General features: G+C 67.4%; 20 protein-coding genes and 1 pseudogene. 9 read left to right on the top strand and 12 right to left on the bottom strand.

What is annotated here, in order from left to right; all coding sequences use genetic code 11:
* Window positions 1–112 precede the first annotated feature (112 nt).
* Window positions 113–1,063, top strand: coding sequence for an arsenic resistance protein (locus tag BLT67_RS00100; RefSeq protein WP_197674424.1), 951 nt, complete (start codon window positions 113–115; stop codon window positions 1,061–1,063).
* Between the two features lie 28 nt (window positions 1,064–1,091).
* Here the strand turns inward: BLT67_RS00100 and BLT67_RS00095 are convergent, their stop codons facing one another.
* The 3 genes from BLT67_RS00095 to merA all read right to left on the bottom strand — a co-directional run bounded on the left by BLT67_RS00095 (window position 1,092) and on the right by merA (window position 4,206).
* Window positions 1,092–2,405: an Nramp family divalent metal transporter gene (locus BLT67_RS00095; protein WP_092664515.1), complete on the bottom strand. Its 1,314-nt coding sequence runs from the start codon at window positions 2,403–2,405 to the stop codon at window positions 1,092–1,094.
* Window positions 2,363–2,668, bottom strand: a complete 306-nt coding sequence (locus BLT67_RS13305) for a hypothetical protein (protein WP_157674056.1) — start codon at window positions 2,666–2,668, stop codon at window positions 2,363–2,365. Before BLT67_RS13305 ends, BLT67_RS00095 begins: the two co-directional genes overlap by 43 nt.
* Window positions 2,669–2,829: 161 nt before the next feature.
* Window positions 2,830–4,206 carry a mercury(II) reductase gene (merA, locus tag BLT67_RS00090; protein ID WP_092664512.1) on the bottom strand — a complete coding sequence of 459 codons (1,377 nt, stop codon included), beginning with the start codon at window positions 4,204–4,206 and terminating at the stop codon, window positions 2,830–2,832.
* Between the two features lie 66 nt (window positions 4,207–4,272).
* On the opposite strand from merA, the gene BLT67_RS00085 reads away from it, so the two are divergent.
* A complete protein-coding gene (locus BLT67_RS00085) occupies window positions 4,273–4,698 on the top strand; it encodes a heavy metal-responsive transcriptional regulator (RefSeq protein WP_456236379.1) in 426 nt (141 codons plus the stop codon).
* A 73-nt stretch (window positions 4,699–4,771) separates the two neighbouring features.
* Here the strand turns inward: BLT67_RS00085 and BLT67_RS00080 are convergent, their stop codons facing one another.
* Together BLT67_RS00080 and ccsB are read right to left on the bottom strand one after the other, a co-directional pair.
* Window positions 4,772–5,458: a DsbA family protein gene (locus BLT67_RS00080; protein ID WP_092664509.1), complete on the bottom strand. Its 687-nt coding sequence runs from the start codon at window positions 5,456–5,458 to the stop codon at window positions 4,772–4,774.
* A 206-nt stretch (window positions 5,459–5,664) separates the two neighbouring features.
* Window positions 5,665–6,549, bottom strand: coding sequence for a c-type cytochrome biogenesis protein CcsB (ccsB, locus tag BLT67_RS00075; RefSeq protein WP_051223145.1), 885 nt, complete (start codon window positions 6,547–6,549; stop codon window positions 5,665–5,667).
* Between the two features lie 576 nt (window positions 6,550–7,125).
* On the opposite strand from ccsB, the gene BLT67_RS00070 reads away from it, so the two are divergent.
* Window positions 7,126–8,085 (top strand): cytochrome c oxidase assembly protein, encoded by a 960-nt coding sequence (locus BLT67_RS00070; protein ID WP_092664506.1) that lies wholly within the window; start codon window positions 7,126–7,128, stop codon window positions 8,083–8,085.
* 324 nt (window positions 8,086–8,409) lie between these two features.
* On the opposite strand, the gene resB is transcribed toward BLT67_RS00070, so the two are convergent.
* From resB to BLT67_RS00055, 3 genes are read right to left on the bottom strand one after another with little or no spacing between them, the layout of a single operon-like run.
* Window positions 8,410–10,029, bottom strand: a complete 1,620-nt coding sequence (gene resB, locus BLT67_RS00065) for a cytochrome c biogenesis protein ResB (RefSeq protein WP_092664503.1) — start codon at window positions 10,027–10,029, stop codon at window positions 8,410–8,412.
* Complete coding sequence (locus BLT67_RS00060; protein ID WP_092664499.1) at window positions 10,013–10,774, bottom strand: cytochrome c biogenesis CcdA family protein; 762 nt, start codon at window positions 10,772–10,774, stop codon at window positions 10,013–10,015. The genes resB and BLT67_RS00060 overlap by 17 nt, the downstream gene beginning before the upstream one ends.
* The gene (locus BLT67_RS00055; protein ID WP_231945516.1) at window positions 10,771–11,448 is read right to left on the bottom strand and encodes a TlpA family protein disulfide reductase; all 678 of its coding nucleotides are present in this window, start codon (window positions 11,446–11,448) and stop codon (window positions 10,771–10,773) included. Before BLT67_RS00055 ends, BLT67_RS00060 begins: the two co-directional genes overlap by 4 nt.
* A gap of 153 nt (window positions 11,449–11,601) precedes the next feature.
* Between BLT67_RS00055 and BLT67_RS00050 the strand changes: the two genes are divergently transcribed.
* The 5 genes from BLT67_RS00050 to BLT67_RS00030 all read left to right on the top strand — a co-directional run bounded on the left by BLT67_RS00050 (window position 11,602) and on the right by BLT67_RS00030 (window position 15,775).
* Window positions 11,602–12,384, top strand: coding sequence for an NlpC/P60 family protein (locus BLT67_RS00050; protein WP_157674054.1), 783 nt, complete (start codon window positions 11,602–11,604; stop codon window positions 12,382–12,384).
* 188 nt (window positions 12,385–12,572) lie between these two features.
* Complete coding sequence (gene cmtR / locus BLT67_RS00045; RefSeq protein ID WP_092664494.1) at window positions 12,573–12,929, top strand: Cd(II)/Pb(II)-sensing metalloregulatory transcriptional regulator CmtR; 357 nt, start codon at window positions 12,573–12,575, stop codon at window positions 12,927–12,929.
* Window positions 12,926–14,827 carry a heavy metal translocating P-type ATPase gene (locus BLT67_RS00040; protein ID WP_172802030.1) on the top strand — a complete coding sequence of 634 codons (1,902 nt, stop codon included), beginning with the start codon at window positions 12,926–12,928 and terminating at the stop codon, window positions 14,825–14,827. The genes cmtR and BLT67_RS00040 overlap by 4 nt, the downstream gene beginning before the upstream one ends.
* Window positions 14,827–15,465 (top strand): signal peptidase II, encoded by a 639-nt coding sequence (locus BLT67_RS00035; RefSeq protein WP_092664488.1) that lies wholly within the window; start codon window positions 14,827–14,829, stop codon window positions 15,463–15,465. Before BLT67_RS00040 ends, BLT67_RS00035 begins: the two co-directional genes overlap by 1 nt.
* 4 nt (window positions 15,466–15,469) lie before the next feature.
* A complete protein-coding gene (locus BLT67_RS00030; protein WP_092664485.1) occupies window positions 15,470–15,775 on the top strand; it encodes a hypothetical protein in 306 nt (101 codons plus the stop codon).
* A gap of 115 nt (window positions 15,776–15,890) precedes the next feature.
* On the opposite strand, the gene BLT67_RS00025 is transcribed toward BLT67_RS00030, so the two are convergent.
* Entirely contained in the window at window positions 15,891–17,204 is a 1,314-nt protein-coding gene (locus BLT67_RS00025; protein ID WP_092664482.1) for a M23 family metallopeptidase, read from the bottom strand.
* A 703-nt stretch (window positions 17,205–17,907) separates the two neighbouring features.
* Between BLT67_RS00025 and BLT67_RS13865 the strand changes: the two are divergent.
* Window positions 17,908–18,657 (top strand): annotated as a pseudogene (locus BLT67_RS13865) (M23 family metallopeptidase); the annotation flags it as partial.
* A 123-nt stretch (window positions 18,658–18,780) separates the two neighbouring features.
* On the opposite strand, the gene BLT67_RS00015 reads toward BLT67_RS13865, so the two are convergent.
* The 3 genes from BLT67_RS00015 to BLT67_RS00005 all read right to left on the bottom strand — a co-directional run.
* Window positions 18,781–19,245, bottom strand: coding sequence for a copper resistance protein CopC (locus BLT67_RS00015; protein WP_231945668.1), 465 nt, complete (start codon window positions 19,243–19,245; stop codon window positions 18,781–18,783).
* Window positions 19,245–20,348 (bottom strand): cation diffusion facilitator family transporter, encoded by a 1,104-nt coding sequence (locus BLT67_RS00010; protein ID WP_092664472.1) that lies wholly within the window; start codon window positions 20,346–20,348, stop codon window positions 19,245–19,247. Before BLT67_RS00010 ends, BLT67_RS00015 begins: the two co-directional genes overlap by 1 nt.
* Window positions 20,349–20,445: 97 nt before the next feature.
* Window positions 20,446–20,692 (bottom strand): integrase core domain-containing protein (locus BLT67_RS00005; protein ID WP_035254666.1); only part of this gene is annotated, 247 nt, incomplete at its 5' end.

The raw sequence follows: 20,692 nt of genomic DNA, 5'->3' as shown, positions 1-20,692 counted from the left end.
CGCGCGGAACACGTTCGCGCACATTCGCGCGAGCCGGTGTTGTTGTAGAGGTCGCCGAGCACTCCGGCCCACTCGCCAGATGACGAGTAGCACGCCGACGTTCGCGTCATGGATGGAACGCCAGCAAGTCCTCTTCTACCTCGCCGCGATCGTCACCGGTATCGCGCTTGGCTTGCTGGCACCGGGCTCCGAGCGGCTCGCGGTCGCGATCAACCCGGCCATCGCCGCGCTGCTGTTCGTCACCTTCCTCGGGGTGCCTTTTGCGGAGATCGCGCGCGGGTTCCGCGACGTGCGATTCCTGACCGCGCTGCTGGTGCTGAACTTCGTCATCGTGCCCGTCGTGGCCGTCGGCCTTTCCCGCTTCGTGGCGCACGATGATGCGCTCCTGGTCGGCGTGCTGCTCGTGCTGCTGACCCCGTGTGTCGACTACGTGATCGTGTTCGCCGGCGCAGCCGGCGGCGCGCATGAGCGGCTGCTCGCTGCCACTCCCCTGCTGATGGTGGTGCAGCTGCTTCTCTTGCCGCTCTACCTGTTCATCATCGCGGGCCCCGTTGCGACCGAGAGCGTGGAGCCGGGACCGTTCATGGAGGCGATGGTGCTCCTCATCCTGATCCCGCTCGGCGCTGCAACGCTCACCCAGTGGGCCGCGCGGCGCGTGCGTCTCGCCGCCGCAGCCACGGCCAGCGCGCTGCACGCGATGGTGCCGCTGACGATGCTCGTGCTGCTCGTCGTCATCGCGTCGCAGACGCCGGCGATCGCCCGCGACCTAGTCCTGCTGGTTGAGCTCGTGCCGATCTACATCGCGTTCCTTGCGGTCATGGCCGCCCTCGGTGTCGGCGTCGCGCGGCTTGCACGCCTCGACGTCCCTCGTAGCAGGGCGCTCGTGTTCAGCGGTGCGACCAGAAATTCGCTTGTCGTCCTCCCACTCGCCCTCGCGCTTCCGCCAGACCTCCGGCTCGCGGCTGCCGCCATCGTGACGCAGACCCTCGTCGAACTCATCGGCATGGCCATCTACGTCAAGCTGATCCCCCGACTGCTCCCGCCGCAAGCAGCAAGGCCCTGAACCTCGGCGCACTGATCCGGTCGCACCGTCATGTGCCGGAAGCGACCAGCCAGAGCAGCATCGCGTTCAGTGCGATGAGAGCGACGGATGCCACGATCCCGGCTGCGGTCGTCACCGCGCGGTTGCGGAACTCGCCGAGCACTTCGTGTTTGGCGGTGAGGGCGACGAGCGGGATGAGCGCGAAGGGGATGCCGAACGAGAGCACGACCTGGCTCAGCACCAGCGCGAGGGTGGGGTCGACGCCGAGCGCGAGGATCACGAGCGCAGGGATGAGGGTGACGAGGCGTCGAGCGATAAGCGGAATGCGCACGTGCAACAGTCCATGCATGATCTCAGCACCGGCGTACGCCCCCACTGAGGTGCTCGCGAGGCCGCTGGCGAGCAGGCCGACTGCGAAGAGGGTCGCGACGAGAGGCCCGATTCCATCCCGTAGTGCGGCATAGGCGCCCTCGAGGGTGTCGGTGCCCGGAACGCCAGCGAGGTTGGCGGCCGCCAGCAACAGGATGCAGAGATTGACGGTGCCAGCGATCAGCATCGCGACGCTGACGTCCCAGCGCGTCGCACGCAGGAGGCGTCGGGTCGAGATGCCTCGCAGCTCCTCCAGGGGAACGTTGAAGCGCACCTGCGGCTGCGATGGAGCGAAGCGATCTCGAGCCAGGGCGCTGTGCGCGTAGATCGCGTGCGGCATGATCGTGGCACCGAGAATGGATGCCGCGAGCAGCACGGAGTCGGTGCCCTCGAACCGAGGCAGGAGGCCGGCTGCGACACCGCCCGGGTCCGGGGGCGCGACGAACACTCCGAACGAGAAGCCGATGGCGATGATCACGACCAGTCCGATGACGACGAATTCGAAGCTGCGTGCGCCTCGCCGGGACTGGACCACGAGCAACACCAGCGACACGGTTCCGGTGATCATTCCTCCCCACAGCAGCGGGATGCCGAACAGCAGATTCAGCGCGACGGCACCACCGATCACCTCGGCGATATCGGTCGCCATGGCGACCAACTCGGCCTGCAACCAGTACGCACGGCGCACATACGGATTGCGGATGCGTGCCCTGAGCATCTCCGGCAGGCTGCTGCCGGTGACGATGCCGAGCTTGGCCGAGAGGTACTGGATGAGCCACGCCATGACATTGCCGAGCACCACCACCCAGACCAGAAGATACCCGTAGCGCGCGCCGGCCGTCATATTGCTGGCCACGTTGCCGGGGTCGAGATAGGCGACCCCCGCCACCAGCGCGGGTCCCAACAGCCATGCCAGCCGGGGCGCTGATGATCTTTGCCGCGTTGTACGCGTCACGGGTTGTGCTTGTCGTTCTTCGCGCACGATTTTCGGCATACCGAAATCCTATGCTCATTCTGCGTCACGCGGAAGCAGAGGTCGCGCAGATCGAGGACATGCAGCGGATCCCTGGCCCGGCCCACCGTCGGCGCAGCCCGGTTGCTCGTTGCGCCGGCGGTACGCTTGTCGGGTGGCTCGGACTGTGCCGCGCTCGGCGCTGCAGCGCCGTTGCGTGCGGTGCCGGCCGTCGGTGCCTGTGGGGCCTGTTCATCTCGTTCCATCTCCGCTTCGAGTTGTGCGCAGATCTGGGAGAGTGGCATCGCTAATCGGCTCGCTGCTCATCCCGCGTCGCCGCCTGTGGGTCAAGGCGGCACCAGCCGGGCTCGAACTCGCAGGGCTTGCCCGCGGCGAGGATCCCGCGCTCGAGCGAGCAGTCGACGACCTCGCACGGCGACTTGATTCAGAACCACTTGGGTAGCGTTCAGGCGCAGCAGGAGGTGGGGAGTTCGTTGCGGAAGAGGTTCGCGGTGAGGCGGATTCCCTCGGCCATGGTGAGGTACGGGGCCCAGATGTCGGCGAGTTGGGCGACGGTGAATCCGGCGGTGATGGCGTAGGTCGCGGCGAGCATCATCTCGCCGGCGGTCTCGGCGAGGGCGTGGACGCCGAGGACTCGGCCGGTGTCAGCGTCGGCGACGATCTTGATGCCGCCGCGGGTGTTGTGGTTGGTGATGGCTCGGGGCACTTCGGACAGTCGCAGGTAACGGCAGGTGCACCGGTATCCCGCGGCGAGGGCTTCGGCTTCGGTCATCCCGGCGGAGGCGAGCTGAGGTGAGGTGAACAACACCGAGGGCATCCCGGTGTAGTCGACCTGCTCGTGGCGGCCGAGCGCGTTGCGGGCTGCGATCTTCCCGGCCATCGCGGCGACGTACACGTACTGCGGCACATCGGTCACGTCGCCGGCGGCGAACACGGTCGGGTTCGTCGTCCGCTGGTCCTTGTCGACGATGATGAAGCCACGGCCGTCCCTCGCGACGCCCGCCGCAGCGAGGTCGAGCCCGTCAGTGCGTGGTGCGCGTCCGGTGGCGATGAGGATTCGTCCACCGGTGGCCGCCTTGCCGGTGCGGGTGATCGCCTGCACCAGGTCGCCGTTCCGGGTAATCGTCACGGCTCGGTCGTTGATGACGGCGATTCCCTCGGCGAGGAAGGCATTGTGGAGTTCGGAGGAGAGTTCGGGTTCGGCGTGCGGAGCGAGCCGGCCGACGATGGTGACCTCGACCCCGAGGCGGGCGAAGAGCTGCGCCTGTTCGAGGCCGACGAAGCCGCCGCCGATCACCACGAGCGAAGCGGGCAACTCGGTCAGCTCCATGGCCGTGGTCGAGGTGAGGTAGTCCACCTGCTCGAGACCGGGGATGGCCGGGGCGTGCGGTTCGGCTCCGGTGGCGACCAGATACGACCTAGCACGAACTCGTCGGCCGTCGACGAGGAGTGTTGCAGCGTCAGTGAACGTCGCGGCGCCGGACTGAATGTCGAACCCGTAGGCGGCGGCGATGTCAGCGTATTTGGTCTGGCGAAGTATGCCGATCAACTCGTCCTTCTGCTGCATGAGCGCGCTCAGGTCAACCTCGCCGGCGGATGTGGGGGTGCCTGGGAACGGGTTCGATCGGGCGGCATGTCGAGTGTGCGCGGCGGCGAGGAGTGTCTTGGAGGGCACGCAGCCGACGTTCACGCAGGTGCCACCGAGCGTTCCCGACTCGATGGCGACCACGCTCGCCCCTTCGAGTCGAGCGTGGATCGCCGCGGACATCGCCGCACCGCCCGTGCCGATCACTGCAAGGTCAAACTCGCCGTGCCGTGCCATGTTGCCTCCTCTGGGAACCGGGTCGTTCATGCCGCCTCATCCGACAGAATGGACCTTCAAGCATGCTTGAAGGTCAAGCGGGCGGCGGAAGGCGTAGTCACGATGCGGATCGGGGAGCTCGCGGAGAAGGCGAGGACGAGACCGTCGACGCTGCGGTACTACGAGGAGCGAGGGCTGCTTCAGCCTCCGGAGCGCACGACCGCCGGATACCGCAACTATGGCGACGAGACAGTGCAGCGGCTCGAGTTCATCGGTCGGGCCCGAGCGGCAGGACTCACCCTCGCACAGGCCGCGGCGATCCTCGATGTTCGTGACGCTGGCGGTTCACCATGCGGTCATGTTCGGGATCTCCTCGACCGACGGCTGGTTGAGATCGATGAACAGCTCGCGAAGCTCAGCCTCCTGCGGGCGAGTGTCGCCGAGCTCCGCGGGCATGCGGCACAGACACCGCCAGAGGCGTGCACACCCGAAACGATCTGCGAATATCTCTGAGTCCGAGTATCACGAGCGCTGAGGGTCCCACCTTGCGGTGGTCACGGAATTCCGGACATGAAACCGGAAGTGCCTACTGCGGCATCGCTGCTTGGATCGCCGTCTCGATGTCGCTCAGCTGCGATAGCTCCAGCCGCTCGCCGTCGACGAAGATCGTCGGCGTCCGGTCGACGCCGAGCTCGGCGCCGGCCTGGAAGTCCTGCTCGACGCGGGCCAGCGTCGCAGGGTCCGAAACGGCGGCGTCGTAGGCCGCCACGTCGAGGCCCAGGCCCTCGGCGTAGCTGCGGAATCGGTCGGCTTCCGAGGCCTGTCTCTCTCCCCACTCGGATTGCGTCTCGAACATCCGCTGATACATCGCCTCGAACGCGCCCTGTTGTGCAGCAGCTTCGACGGCGAGGGCCGCATTGACAGAGTTCGAGTGCCCCGGCAGCGGGAAATAGCGGACAGCGAAGGTCACCTCGCCGTCGTACTTCTCACGGAGCTCTTCCATCGTGGGGTACACGGCGCCGCAGGCCTCGCACTCGAAGTCGAGGAATTCGACCACGACAGGAGCGCCGGGGCCCGCGTTGTTCAGGATGTGCGTCGATTCGTCCACGAGTGGTGGCAGTGCAGCGGGGGAAGCAAGAGCGTCGACCGGTTCTTCGCGTGCGACCGGCGAGCCGTTCCCCTCCCAGGGCCGTACGACCAGCAGCAAAGCGATGATGACGACGGCTGCGGCTGCAGCGATGATCGAGAAAGCAACAACGGGTCGAGTACGCACTCTCCTCACTCTACCTTCCGCCCGTGCTCGCCCGAAGCGCAGGACGCTGCTGCGTCTTCCTCGCCTGCCTCGGCGCCACGCCACGAAGACGCGAAATCGGCCAAGCCTGCAACGCCTAGTCGAAGCTGCCTACCGCTCCCTGCCTGGCCACGCTGGCCCCCAGGACACGACACAGATCAGCTCGCGGTGGAGGTGATTGCTGACCGTCAAAGCCCGCTATACGCGTGCAGGCCGGTGAAGAATTGGTTGACGATCGTGAAGTTGAAGATGATCGCTGCGAAGCCGATGATCTGCAGCCACGCCGAACGAGAGCCGCGCCAGCCGCGCGTCGCACGCGCGTGGATGTAGCCCGCGTACACGACCCAGATCACGAAGGTCCACACCTCCTTCGTGTCCCAGCCCCAGTAGCGGCCCCAGGCGTGCTCCGCCCAGATCGCGCCCGCGATGAGCGTGAAGGTCCAGAAGATGAACCCGATCACGCCGACCCGGTAGGCGAGATCCTCGAGCTGCACCGGGCTCGGCAGCGACCGCAGGAAGCCGTTGTCGCGCTTCTCCTTGATGAGCTGCAGGATGCTCAGGCCCGTGCCGAGGCCCATGAAGCCGGTCGCGAGCGTCGCGACGAAGACGTGAATGACGAGCCAGTACGTCTGCAGGGCGGGCGGTAGCGGTGTGGGCGCTACGTAGTAGTTGACCGTCGCAACGCCCAGGAACACGGTCGCAAGCCCGGTGAAGAACACCCCTAGGAAGTTCAGGTCTTTCCACAGCCGCGACAGCACGAACACGCCGACGATGACGGCGACGCCGGTGAGGGCGAACTCGTACATGTTCGCCCACGGCACCCGTCCGGCAGCCAGCCCGCGCAGCAGTGTCGCGCCCAGGTGGAGCGCCCATGCGAGCACGGTCAGCGTGAAACCGATGCGGGCGCCGCGCCCGGCTGCCGCGCCCGGGGTGCCGGCCACCGTCGGCTCGGCCGCGGACGTTGGCGCGCCAGCGCCGACGGGCATGCGCGCTTCGGCGGGCACGATCTTTGTCGCCGAGCGGCGCGCGACGTCGATCGCGTAGGCGATGAACGCGAGCGTGTACACCGCCATCGCTGAGTAGACGAGCAGCAGCGAGTAGGAGTCGAGATCAGCTACGGGCACGGGTCGATTGTACCCTTCCGTGTTGAGGGCCCCATGAACCCCAACACTTGCAGCGACGCATCGTGGAGCGTCTCCAATCCTGCTTGGGACGGACGATGGCGGTCACGCCGGACCAGCCGCCACGACCGCAGCCGCGACTTGAGACCCAGCGAGAGCGGCTCTCGGCGCAATCTGGTGCCGTCCAGTCCCCCAGCTATCGGAGTTCGCTGCCTCTCGTCAGGAGAGTGCGCGGTCGTCAGATGGATGCCTCGCGGCGACGGCTTGCCTGAGCCGACTACGCTGGGCCCAGAAGCGCGCAGACCTGCTGCCAGCTGCGTGAGATCAGCCGCGGATGGACAGCAGCGCGCGCTCGGTGCGCTCGTGAAGGCGCACCGGGACAGTGCTGCGGCAACACGCGGCCAGCGAACCAGGAGTGGACCATGTCGCAGTTGTGGTGGGTGTCGTGAGCCACCCACGATGCACTCAGCACCGGCATCGAACTGCGTGTGATCGCCGGGCCGTCGCAGCAGATCGCGACCTTCGGCGATGAGCGCCGCCGACGCCGTCGGTCTGACGCCCCCGAGCTTCGACCAGTTCCTGCTCCCGGTCTCTTCGTCCGCGCTTGTGTTGCCGACGATCTCCATTCTGCTCGCCATCGTTTACGTGGCGGGGGTCGTGCGATTGCTACGGCACGGACATCGTTGGCCGTGGCTGCGCACCGCCTGCTTCCTGCTCGCCTGCCTGCTGGTGGCGGTGGTCACGGGCGCAGGCGTCGACGCCTATGGCCGGCTGATGTTCTCCATATTCATGTTCCAGCAGCTCGCCTTGATGGTGGTGATCGCCCCGTTGCTCGTTCTCGGATCCCCGGGAACCCTGCTCCTGCGCGCCACACCGCATCGTGGCCTGGGCAACACCGTGCTCCGAGTCGCGCTGTGTGGATTGCGTTCGAGAGCGGCTCGATTCGCGCTGCATCCGGCGCTCGTCATCCCGTTGATGCTGCTGTCCTTTTTCGGACTCTACTTCGGTGGCGTCGCGGATGTGGTGCTGCGATTCTGGTTCGGCCACATCCTTCTTGAAGTCGTGTTCCTCATCGTGGGGATCCTGATCACCGCGCCGCTGGTGTCTTCGGATCCGCTCCCGCGCCGGACCTCGTATCCGAGCCGGATGTTCGATGTGTTTCTCGAGATGCAGGTTCATGCCGCGTTCGGGCTCGTGATGCTGTTCTCGGCGACGCCGGTCGTCCCCTACTTCGCCGCCGCTGCTCCGGAAGCGTGGGAGGTCGACCCGGTTCGCGACCAGGGGATTGCCGGGATTCTGGCATGGACGTTCGGAGAGTTGCCGCTGCTCGCGATGCTGATCGTGACGCTCGCACGATGGCGACGCCAAGACACGAGGCAAGCCGGGCGGGACCAGCGCCGCGCCGATGAAGACGCGGAGGCATACAACGAGTACCTGCGGCGGCTGCAGCAGCGGGCCCAGGGCAGCGACGCGGACCGGCAGAGCTGAACAGCCCAGCTCGGGAGCGATCGCCACCGCACTGCCGCCAAGCCTGCGCTCGAGCGGCGCGCCAGTGCGTCAGCAGTCGTGCTGACCCCGTGCCCATCGCTCGACGCTGCCGGACTACGTCCAATCCGAGCTCGAGGCCTCTTCGTCTCCTCAATCCGAGCATTGCGGCCGATGTCTCCTCGGCGCTGGTGGTTCGCAACAGTCTCCGACTCCAAGGCTTCAAGAGGCCCCCGAGACCGCGGCACTTTCGCGCTTGACCCGGTGCACAGCGGTCGTCCGGGAACCTTTGGCGATGCCCGCCCGCCCACCGGTCAATTCGTACAGTTAGTCGATCCTCCGGCCAACACCGGCGACAGCGTCGCCCCCAATGCGTCTTGCGAGGTCTTCGACCGCCCGCTCGAGCGTCGGGTCCTCGCCGCGCGCGAGCCCAGCGAGCTCGAGCCGCCCTTCCGCAGCCTTCACCCACATGCGGCGGCGCGGGATGAGCAGCGAACCCAGCATGGAGAGGAACAGCACCACCGTAATCCAGAGCACCGGCGTCTGCGTGTGGTCGACGTGCACTTCAATCACGCCGTAGCGCCGCACATCCTCGAACGTGATCGTGCCGAGCCCACCGGGGATGTCCACCGTCTGCCCCGGCGCGATCGTCAGCGCATCGGTGCCCGACTCCCCACCCGCGATCTGCGTCATCTCGTCGGTCTCCAGCGCGTACACCGAGCGCGGGATGCCCGCGTCGAGCCCAAGGTCGCCCGTAAACGCCTGCAGCGACAGCACGGGGTTGGCGATGTCTGGGTACGCGGACGCGAGCGCACCGGTGTCGAGCTCCACGGCGGTCGGGTAGAAGAAGCCACGCAGCCCCAGCTGCTCCTCCAGGCCGTCCGGCAACTTCATCACGCCCAGGCTCGTCATCAGGTCGTCCTGCGCCAGGAATGGGGTGTACTCGTCGTAGACGAGCTCACCCTCGGCATCGCGCACCGAGATGCGCGGTGCATAGCCGTTGGAGATCAGGTAGAGGTCAGCGCCCGCGACGTCCAGCGGCTCGTTCACCTTGATCTGCGCGTCGCGCGCCTCCCCGCCCTCAGTGACCGACACGTGTGCCGTGAAATCGAGCGGCGCGCCCACGGCGTTCGGATTCCTCGTCTCGTAGACGACATCGAGGTCATCGAGCTGCACCGCGAACGGCGGCAGGGTCGCGTCGTCGAACCACTGCCCTTCCGTGAACGTGTCGTAGCTCGAGAGCGTGTTCGCGAACCCGCGCCCCTCCACCAGCAGCCGCTGGCCGTTGTAGCCGAAGCCCGAGCCGAGCCCCACCACCAGGATCAGCGCGAGCATCGCGATGTGGAACAGCAGGTTGCCCGTCTCGCGCAGGTAGCCGCGCTCGGCAGAGACCGAGTCGCCGTAGCGCGTCGTGCGGTACCCGAGCTTCTTGAGCACCCCATCCGCACGGTCGAGGTCGGATGCGTCGCCCGCCACGGTCTGGAAGCCGACGAGGCGAGACAGGCGGGCGGGCGTGCGCGGCGGCAGCGCGCGCATGGCCTTCCAGTGGTGCATGAGGCGCGGGATGACGCAGCCGACCAAGGAGGTGAACAGCAGGATGTAGATGGCCGAGAACCACGGGCTCGAGTAGACGTCGTGCAACGAGAGCGCGTCGTAGAACCAGACGAGCTCGGGGTTGTCGGCGCGCACCTGGATGACGCCGTTCGGGTCGCTCGAGCGCTGCGGCACGAGGCTGCCAGGAATCGCTGCCACGGCGAGCAGCAGCAGCAGCACGATCGCGGTGCGCATCGAGGTGAGCTGCCGCCACATGAACCGCAGCCAGCCGAGGACGCCGAGCTTCGGCCCGCTACCGAAGGCGAGCTCGTCGCGCTCTGGCTCATCGACGTGGTCGACCGGGCGCAGCGGGTCGGTGGCGGCCGCGTGATCGCGGCTAGATGATCGTGACATACGAGGGGATCCACCCCTGCATCTCGTTCATGATCGCGTCCCAGACACCGGTCACCATCAGTAGGCCGATGATCATCAGAGTGACACCTCCGCCGATGTTGATTGCCCGGATGTGCCGTCGCATCCACGCCATCGCCGAGCCCATCCAGCCAAGCCCCATCGCGAGCAGCAGGAACGGTATGCCCAGCCCCAGGGCGTAGGCGAAGCCGAGGAGGGCGCCTTGCCAGGCGCTACCGGTGGTGACGGTGAGAGCGCTGATGGCGGCTAGGGTCGGGCCCGAGCACGGGGTCCAGCCGAGCGCGAAGATGATCCCCACAATTGGCGCTGTCCACATTCCGCCGCCCTTCAGTTGCGGCGGCTTCCATACGCGTTGGAGGACCCGGAACTGCCCGACGAACACCATCCCCAGCAGGATCAGCAGCACGCCGAGAACGCGCACGAGCACCGCGGACCAAACGAGCAGGAACGAGCTGATGGTGCCGACGAGGGCGGTGCCGAGCACGAACACGGCGGTCAAGCCGCCGACGAAGAGCGCCACGCCGGTGATGAGCCTGGCACGGCCGCCCTCCTCCCCGACCAGCGATCCCATCAGGCCCAGATAACCCGGGACCAGCGGCAGGATGCAGGGACTCGCGAAGGAGACGATGCCCGCAAGCAGCGCGATCGGGACGGAGAGCAGCAGTTGCCCGCTGAGCACGGCCCCGCCTGGGTCCAGGGCACCGCTCAGCACGAGCAGCCGGCTCATCGCTCCAGTTCCTCCTGCAGCAGGGTCGCGAGAATGCTGGTGTCCGTGACGGCACCGGAGACGCGCGCAGCGACACGACCCTCGGCGTCGAGGATGATCGTCGATGGCACCGCGTTGGGGGCGACGATGCCTGCGAACGCAAGCTGGCCCTGAGCGGATTGGTCGTCGAGCACCGAAGGGTATTCGATGCCGAACTCCTCCTCGAAGGCCAGCGCCTGGGCGGCGCCATCGCGCACGTTGATCCCGATGAAGTCGACTCGGTCACCATACTCGGCGTGCAGGTCCGCGAGCACGGGCGCCTCGACGCGGCAGGGCGGGCAGGCGGCGTACCAGAAGTTGACGAGCGCGACCCCGTCGAGCGTTGCGGAGTCGAACTCGCCGCCGGTGGCCAAGGGGCCGGTGAACGATCCGGGAGCGGCGCGCGCTTCCGGCGCGATCTCCGTGACGATACCGTCGCCCGCGATGTAGCCGGCATCGCCGCCCTGGCCGTCGACACCTGCTGCGCTGCCGCAGCCGGTGAGCACCAGCGCACTCACCGTGACCGCCGGGATCAAGAGACCACGGACCGTGGAGCGGCTGCTGCGGCCAGGGAAGCTCTGTGTCGAGAGCTTGGACCCACGCTGGGATCGATCAGCGCGCTCGGCAGCGCCAGCCATGGAGTACCGGGTGAGCATCACTTGGAGCGTACTGGTCGCTCCTATGAATGGTGCGAGCAAGCTATCGCATGCGGCACGCCGCCAACTCTGCGCGGAAGGTGACAGGTAGGTAACGGATTGGTAACGTCGACTTCTGTGCCGCTGGCACCCGAACCTACGGAGAAACTGCCTGTGCCAAGCCCGATCCACAACACCAATTCCACCGACTCGCGCAACGGGCCGCGCATGACCCGAGCCTCCATCGGTCTGGGCGTACGCCGCGTCGGCGTGATCGCCATCGCCGCTGCCCTCGCAACACCTCTCGCGGCGCCGGCCCTCGCCGCCGACCCCGGCTCCGGGCAGCCGCTCCCGAACATGGTTATCGACGCACAGGCGGTGTCGGGCGTCGTGACCGCCGGCGACAACGGCCTCAGCGACGACCGCCTCGATGTCCAGGCCACGACCGCCGAAGAGCTTTCCCAGATCCGGGCAGAACTGGAAGCAGCGCTGGAACGCGAGGAAACGCTAGAACGCGAGGAAGCGCTGGAGCGACAGGAACGGGCAGGACAGGCGGCCGCGACCGGTACCGCAGGCAACGGTGCCGGAGCTCCGAGCGCCACGCAGGCGGAGCCCGTGACTGCAGCCGGAGCCACCGGCAGCGTCATCGCGGATGCCGCAATCGCGCAGGTCGGCGTCTCCCAGGACTGCGTCGCCATGGTGCGCCGCGCAATCGGGGCCGCGGGACTGCCGTACTCGGGAATGAGCTCGCTGTTCAATCTCGGTCCGACGATCCCGATGTCAGCTGCTTCGCCCGGCGACGTCATCTACTACGCAGACGGCGGGGTGGGTCGCGCGCACATCGGCATCTACATCGGCGGTGGACGCGCCGTACATGGCGGTTGGTCAGGCTTCAACACCGTGATCGCCGGTGTCGACATCGGAGGTTCAGCACCGGTGTTCATCGACATCACCTGAGTAGAAGAGCCCGCGCCGCCGCGACAGCGGACCTCGATGACACGTGACCCGACTCCACGCCGCGGCCACTTCCACCGCCATCGTTTGTGGACGTGGCAGGACGTCGACGGTGATCGGATCGACACCGCTGCCGTCGCGTGACCCGAAGAGGTGCGACCTGAATTCACCGATAACTGTATAGTCATTGCATGCTGACTATTGTTCCGCGTCTCGGCGTCATGAACCGGCTCGGCCGGGCGATGGCCGATCCGACGCGCTCCCGGATTTTGATGGCGCTGCTCGAGGGCCCGAACTACCCCGCCGAGCTCTCGCGACAGTTGGAGTTGACGCGGTCGAACGTGTCGAACCACCTGACGTGTCTGCGCGACTGCGGCATCGTGGTCGCCGAGCCCGAGGGCAGGCAGACCCGCTACGAGATCACCGACCCTCACCTTGCGGCGGCGCTGACCTCGCTCGTGGACGTGACGCTGGCCGTGAATGAAAAAGCGCCGTGCGTGGACGCCTCGTGCACCGTGCCGGGCTGCTGCGCGCGAGCGGACGCATGAGGTCCGTGACGAAGTCCCGAGTGGATGGGCCCGCAATCGACGAGGATGACGACCACAACGGGCCTTGGTGGACGGATCGAGGGATCCTCGTCCCAGTCTTATCCGGCCTCGCGTTCCTCGCAGGGCTGCTCTGCGAATGGTCGGGGGCGACGATCCCGGCCCTGGTGCTGTTCTGGATCGGCTTGCTGCTGGGCGCGTCGACGTTCACCCCCGGCGCGATCCGGAAGCTGCTCAAAGGCAAGCTCGGTATCGGGCTTCTGATGACGATCAGCGCGGTCGGCGCGGTCATCCTCGGATACGTCGAGGAAGCCGCAGCGCTGGCGTTCCTGTACTCGATCGCGGAGGCGCTGGAGGACAAGGCGATGGACCGTGCCCGCGGCGGGTTGCGGGCACTGCTGAAGCTCATCCCCGACACCGCGACCATCCGCCGCGGTGGGGCCTCTGCCGAGATCGCGGCGCAGGACCTGACCGTCGGGCAGATCTTGCTGGTCCGTCCAGGGGAGCGGATCGCGACGGACGGGATCGTCCGCTCGGGACGCAGCAGCCTGGATGCCTCCGCGATCACCGGCGAGTCGATCCCGGTCGAGGTCGAGCCCGGCGACGCCGTGTCGGCCGGGGCGATCAACACCGCTGGTGCGCTCGAGGTGGAGACGACCGCGGCGGGGACGGACAACTCGCTGACCACGATCGTGGGACTGGTCGAGCAAGCGCAGGCCGAGAAGGGCGACCGTGCCCGCCTCGCCGATCGGATCGCCCGCCCGCTGGTTCCCGGTGTGCTGATCCTCGCCGCCCTGGTCGCACTCCTCGGCTCCCTGCTCGGCGACCCCGAGCTGTGGATCACCCGCGCCCTCGTCGTGCTCGTCGCCGCTTCCCCGTGCGCGCTGGCCATCTCCGTACCGCTCACGGTTGTCGCCGCGATCGGTGCTGCCAGCAAGTTCGGCGTGATCATCAAGTCCGGCGCGGCCTTCGAGCGCTTCGGCACGATCCGCCACGTCGCCGTCGACAAGACCGGCACCCTTACCCGCAACGAGCCCGCCGTCACCGCGGTCCTCACCGCCGACGGCGTGTCAGAGGACCAGGCGCTGGAGTGGGCGGCCGCGCTGGAGCAGCGCAGCACGCACCCCCTCGCCGCAGCGATCACCGCCGCAGCGCCCGGAGCCCGCGCGGCGCTCGATGTGACCGAGCAAGCCGGACACGGCATCGAAGGCACCGTCGAAGGGGCGAGGATCACCGTCGGCAGCCCCCGCTGGCTCAATGCGGGCCCGCTCGCCAGCCGGGTCGCTGGACTGGAGGAGCAGGGCATGACGGTCGTGATCGTCCACCGCGACGGGACGCCGGTCGCCGCAATCGGCGTCCGCGACGAGCTGCGCCCCGAAGTTCCAGAGGCCGTCCGCACGCTCGCCGGCCAGGCCGTCGGCGTGACCATGCTCACCGGCGACAACGCCCGAACCGCGCACGCCCTCGCCGCGCACGCTGGAATCGACGACGTACGCGCCGAGCTCCGCCCCGAAGACAAGACGACGGCGATCCGCGAGCTGTCCCGCAAGGCAAGCACAGCGATGATCGGCGACGGCATCAACGATGCCCCCGCCCTCGCCGCCGCAGACATCGGAATCGCGATGGGAGCGACCGGGTCAGACGCTGCGATCGAGTCCGCGGATGTCGCCTTCACCGGCCACGACCTGCGCCTCATCCCGCGCGCGTTCGACCACGCTCGCCGTGGGCGCCACATCATCAATCAGAACATCATCCTGTCGCTGCTGATCATCGCCGCTCTGCTCCCACTCGCACTCTTCGGCGTTCTCGGACTCGCCGCCGTCGTCCTGGTGCACGAGATCGCAGAGGTCATAGTGATCCTCAACGGGCTCCGCGCCGCGCGCACACGGAAGGCGGCCTAATGATCGCGCGAGAGGACGGGACAAGCGCCGCGAAGTCAACCGTGGCGCACGACGGACCGCCAGCTCGGGACAGGTCCAGGGCCACCCCGCCGCGCGCGCTCGGCATCGCCGTCGCCGTCGCTGGAGCCGGGCTGATCCTCGACCAGGGGACGAAAGCGCTCGCATTGGCCCAGTTGCAGCCGGGCCATCGCGTCCCGCTCGTCGGCGACCTGTTGGGCCTGTCGTTGGTCTCCAACCCCGGAGCCGCGTTCTCGATCGGCTCCGGCGCCACATGGGTGTTCACCGTCGCCGCCGTCATCGCGGTTATCGTGACGCTCGGTTTCGCCACGCGACTGCGCGGCGCTCGATGGGGCATCACCCTGGGGCTGATCCTCGGCGGTGCGGCCGGCAATCTCGTCGACCGGCTCGTGAACCCGCCCTCCTTCGGGCACGGGCACGTCACGGACTTCATCGCGTACGGGAACCTCTTCGTCGGGAACGTCGCAGACATCCTCGTCCTCGCCGGGGTCGCACTGCTCTGCCTGCTTCTCGTGAATTCGGACGAGGCAGGAATCCCGCAGCAGCGGGAACGCCGGAGCCGCCCTCAGCTCGCCGCCCACGAAGGGCGGCCATTCCCGAGGAACGAGCGGGAGGCTTGACTGCGTGAAAGTGCAGCTGCTGCATCTCGACGACTGCCCGAACACTGCGGACGCCGAAGCACGTACGCGCAGGGCGTTGGACACGCTAGCTGTCACCGACGTACCCGTCGAGTCGGTGACGATTCGCACCGAAGCAGAGGCTACGAGCAACCGGTTTGGAGGCTCTCCCACGATCCAGGTCAATGAGGCCGATCTGTTCCCGGCGACACCGGTCCGCGGGTTGGCGTGCCAGATCTACGCGACGGAGAAGGGCTTCGCTGGGGCACCGACGCAAGAGCAGCTCGAGGAGGCAATGCGCGATCGTCTCTAGGCGCGAGTTCGTCGGCTCCGCGCACATCAGACGACCCACTTGTCGAAGAACCCGCCGCAGCCACGGACCAAGCCCGGTCAGGCAGCCATGCCAACGTGGCCGCAGCGCCTACATCTCAGCGCAGGGAGACGCCGCGCGAGTTCAAGAACGACTCCGGGTTGGTGAGCGTGCCGCCGACGCGCAGCTGGAAGTGCAGGTGACAGCCTGTCGAGTAGCCCGTCGAGCCCTCGTAGGCGACCACCTGTCCAGCGCTCACGCGCTGCCCGGGGTAGACGTTCGCGGGGCGGATCATGTGGAAGTACTCGCTCTGCACGCCGCCGCCGTGGTTGATGTAGAGCATGTTCGCGCCATAGGTGTCGCGCGAGCGCAGCGCGACGGTGCCGTCGGCGACCGCGTAGATCGGGGTACCGCAGCCGGCGGCGATATCCACGCCGGCGTGCAACTTGCGGCCCAGCTGTCCGAGCGGGTCGTTACGCCAACCATACGCAGAAGTGAAGCGGCCGTAGTGCGGCGTAACCCAGCCGCTGCTGCTCGGGCCAGTCGGCGGCACGGAGCTGCCGCCACCGGACCCGCCACCGTTCTGAGCGGCCTGCTCGGCGAGCCGTCGCTGCTCCTCGAGCGCGCGTTGGCGGGCCTCCTCGCGCTCACGCGCCTCACGTTCAAGCCGCAGCTGCTCCTGCTCGGCTAGCCACGCGCGGTGGCGCTGCCCTGCCTGGTAGTCGTCCTCGGTCGCGGCACGGTCCTCGACCAGCACCTCGAGCTGCGCTTCGAGCTCGACCCGCCGCTCCTGCTGGGCCTCGACGGCCTCTTGCGCCGCGATCGCCGAAGCCTGTGCCACTGCGTAGGCCTCATCAGCGGTGACCTTGAGCGCCTGGAGCTCGTCGCGGGCGACCGCGGCCTGGTCCTGCAGCGCCTGCGCGGCGTTGGCATCTTGCTGCGCCTGCTCGTAGAGCGTGTCTGCAGTGCCGGCGGCACGATCCATCATGTCGAGGCGGTGGAGCCAGGTGTCGGCGGAGCCGGGGTTGGCGAAGAGTTCGGCGCTCATGTCGCCCGTGCCACCGGAGCGCGCGAGCTGCGCAGCGAGCTGGCCAGCAGCGAGCTGTGACTGTTCGGCACTCACCGTGGCCTCGTCGGCCTGGCCCTGCAGCCGCTCGGCGACCGCGACGGCCTCGTCGTAGACGCGCTGGGCCTCGATCGCCTCGGCAGCGCGCTGGTCGGAGAGGGCCTGCGCATCCACCGCGTCAGTCTCCAATTGCGCGATGAGGGCGCGGATCTCGCTGATTTGCTGGTTCTTGGCGCTCACACTGCCGCGGGCGGCCTCGACCTCCGCCCAGGTCGGGAAGCCGTACTCGTCGACAGCATCGGCCTGCGGCACACCCGGCACGATCAACGTCGCAAGCATGGCACCGACGGCGACGGTCGCGGCCATGCCGAATCGGAGGCTGCTCCAGCGCGAACGCGCGCCGAGTGCCCGCCCATCAGACTGTGCCATCTCTTCCCGTCCGGCAGCACTAGCGCTGCACTACCCGCTGACTCAAGCCAAGCCCGGCCAAGCCGAGCCTGGCCAAGGTATCAACATTCATGTTCCACCTGAGAGTCGAGATCGGCGGAGGCCTGCGGGGCGTGTCTGGAATCAGCCCTGGCGCCGGCGCCTCCCTTGCAGGCGCGCAGTCAAGACTTGCCCGTCCGTTACCGTTCCGTTACTTTAGAAGGAGGATTGCGCTGGCGACACTGGTTGCACGCGCGACGACGGCATGAGCATGACCTGCTACATGCCTTGTCTCGAATGTCGACACTTATCGTTCCCAACCCAAGGACCAAGCTACGCGTGACACCAGAACCCGACCGGTCAGCTGGCGCACTCCATGAAAGCGCGTCGCCAGACACGCCTCAGGTCTTGACTCGTAAGTCGATGCGCGAGCGCGAGCGTGCTGCTGCGAAGATCGCGCAGACCGCGGCGGAAGCTCGCGCTAGCGCGCGTGCCACCGTGGCGGAGGGCTCGCCACCGATCTACACGAGCCGCCGCGCCATCCGCGAAGCCGCCACGCGCACGGCGCGCGCCATCCCTGTCCGGCTGGCCGAGCCGACGCGCGCATCTTCGCACATCGTCGTCGACGCCGCGGCGCTGGGCAATGGCGGCGAGCATGTTCCCACCATTCGGGCCGCTCGCGTATCGCCGCTCCGGCCCGCCCCTCCTGCCTCGCCCACGCGCCCATCCGACACGGCGACCCGACGCCTCCGCCGAATCGCGCGGAAGACGACCGCCGGTGCCGCCCTGCTGTTCATCGGCTCGCTCGTCGTCGTCACGTCCTTGCCCGCTCAAGCGATGCAACTGCCCGCCGAGTCAGACCCGCGGTCGCGCAGATCGAACCGGATGTGCAAGCGCTGGATCCCGTCACCGCGGAGGCGACGACCCTCTTCGCCCGCGACGAGATCGTCGTCAACGACCCCCTCGAAGCGGCGCTGATGTCGCCCGAGGAACGAGCCGCAGTCCAGGTGGTCGCGGACAGGGAGCGCGCGGGACTTACTACGGCGGGAGCCCCGCCTTTCCCAATGCCTGGTCGATGCTCGAGACCGACTATGTGCAGACTCCGTTTCCGCAGATTTCTCAGCTACCGATCTCGAGTGGCTTCGGATACCGGCCCGGTGGGATGCACGGTGGCACCGACATCCCGCTTCCCCCTGGGCAGGAGATCCGCCCGATTGCTAACGGCGTCGTCTCAGCCGTCTGGCAGGGCAACAACCCGGGCGGCGGCGGCTATGCCGTCTTCGTCGACCACAACATCAACGGTCAATTCGTGCAGTCCTGGTACCCGCACATGCAGGCGGGGTCCATCCGAGTCGAAGTCGGTCAGGTCGTCGATGTGTCGACTGTCGTCGGTCAGGTCGGCAGCACCGGCAGATCCACCGGACCGCACCTGCACCTCGAGTTTGAAGAACAGCGACTATGTGTCCTTCGACCCCCTGCTCTGGTTGCAGACCCGCGAAACGCGGCTCGAGATCCCTTAGCTCGGGTCGGCTCCGCCGGCCTCGGCGCCAGAGCGGCGCTTGATCGCGAAGACGATCCCCGCGGCCAAGACGACGGCCGCGACCCCTCCGGCGACCAACAGCGGCAGGTTGCCTCCCTCTGCCGTCTGGTCCTCAGCACCCGTATCAGGCGCCGCGATAGCCTCCGGCGAGCTCGATGAACTACTGTCGCCCGTCTCCCGTGAAGCGGGCGCCGACGACGCGGGAGCGCTTTCTCCACACACTGGTGCGGCTTCACCGCCCCTCGCACCTTCAGCACCCGATGCCGGTTCGAACGCGAACTCGATGACACCGTCGACCGCGTGTCCGTCGGCCGACACGAGCTGATACGTCAAGGCGTAGTCGCCAGCTCCACCGAGTTCGGCGTCGAGCGCGATGGTTCCGCCCTCTACGGCGATGCAGCCATCGCCGTAGAACAACCCGTCGGCGTCCGTCAACTGCATCACGTTGGCTCCGCTCGCCCTTCGATCGCAAGGATCTCCTCGTTCATCACGACGCTGAACGTGCCCGGCTGCTCCACGACCACGTCTCCGTTGGCCGGAGTCGAGCCGGTGACGGATGCGTGGGAAGGCAGGAGGATGACAGCCGCAGCGCGGCAACGATAAGCAGCATGCTCCCATGCTAGGCCGACACCAGGATGCTGCAGCGCGAGTCGGCGTCGCCACCACCTACGGATGCCTGACGCCAGTCGCCTCCTGCTCACTGATCGCGCGGTCTCAATCTGGAAGGTCGAATGCGGCACCGCGATCGGAAAGTGCCCGGCGACACACTGTTGGATGTCCTGTAGGACTTCGGCTGCGTGCCCGTCGGTAAAGCACTCGTCGTCGACCACCACGTGCGCGCTGATCGTCGGCAATCCTGTCGCAACGGTGGAGGCGTGCAGGTCGTGGACAGCGACCACGTGCTCGAGCTCGAGGATGTGGCGACGGACCTCGTCCAGGTCGAGCCCCTTCGGGGTGAACTCCATGAGTACACCCGCGGTCTCCTTCATCAGGAGGAACGCTCGCGGCGCGATGAGCGCGGCGATGAAGAGGCCGGCGATCGCGTCCGCCTGCTGGAAGCCGGTCGTCCAGATGATGATTGCCGCGGCGATGACGCCGAGGGAACCGAGCGCATCGTTCAGCACCTCTAGGAACGCGGCCCGCATGTTGAAGTTCGCGCCGCGATTCGCGGAGAGCACCACGATCGCGATGATGTTCACGACGAGTCCGACCACGCCGAACACGATCAACTCGGATGCTGGGATCTCGGGAGGCTCGAAGAGCCGACGAACCCCTTCGACAGCCGCATACACGCCTACGGCGAGCAGCAGCGTTGCCTGCCCTAGTGCAGCGATTACCTCGACGCGCCTGAATCCCCATGTTCGCTTTGACGTTGACGGTTGCCGCATGAGGGTCGCCGCGATCAGCGCGACCAACAGCCCTGAGGCGTCAGTAAAGGCGTGCGCCGTGTCGGTGAGAAGCGCGAGGCTCCCCGTCACGATAGAGCCGATCAACTGCGCAATAACGATAGTGACTGTGAGTCCGAAAGCGATGCCGAGCCGCACTCGGAAGTCACCCGCCTCCCAGTGCCACCACTTGACCCGTGGCTATGCGTCGTTTCCATGCATATCCTCCTGAACCGTCCCCGGTTCTCTGCCGCTCCTATGCGGGTGCCAGCACCGGGTGTGATGGCGTTTCGAGGTCAGCGTAGTACGCGGCCTCGAACTCCTCGGGAGGGACGTCGCCGAGGGTGGAATGCAGGCGCCTGGCGTTGTACCAGTCGACCCATTCAGCGGTGACCCATTCGACGTCCTCCAGCTGCTTGAGCGGACCGGTCCGGAAGGGCGAGTCGTCGCGAATCGCTTCGGTCTTGAACAGCCCGATCGTCGACTCGGCGAGGGCATTGTCA

Source organism: Agrococcus carbonis (assembly GCF_900104705.1).
Taxonomy (GTDB): domain Bacteria; phylum Actinomycetota; class Actinomycetes; order Actinomycetales; family Microbacteriaceae; genus Agrococcus; species Agrococcus carbonis.
This window is presented reverse-complemented; position numbering and strand designations above follow the sequence as displayed.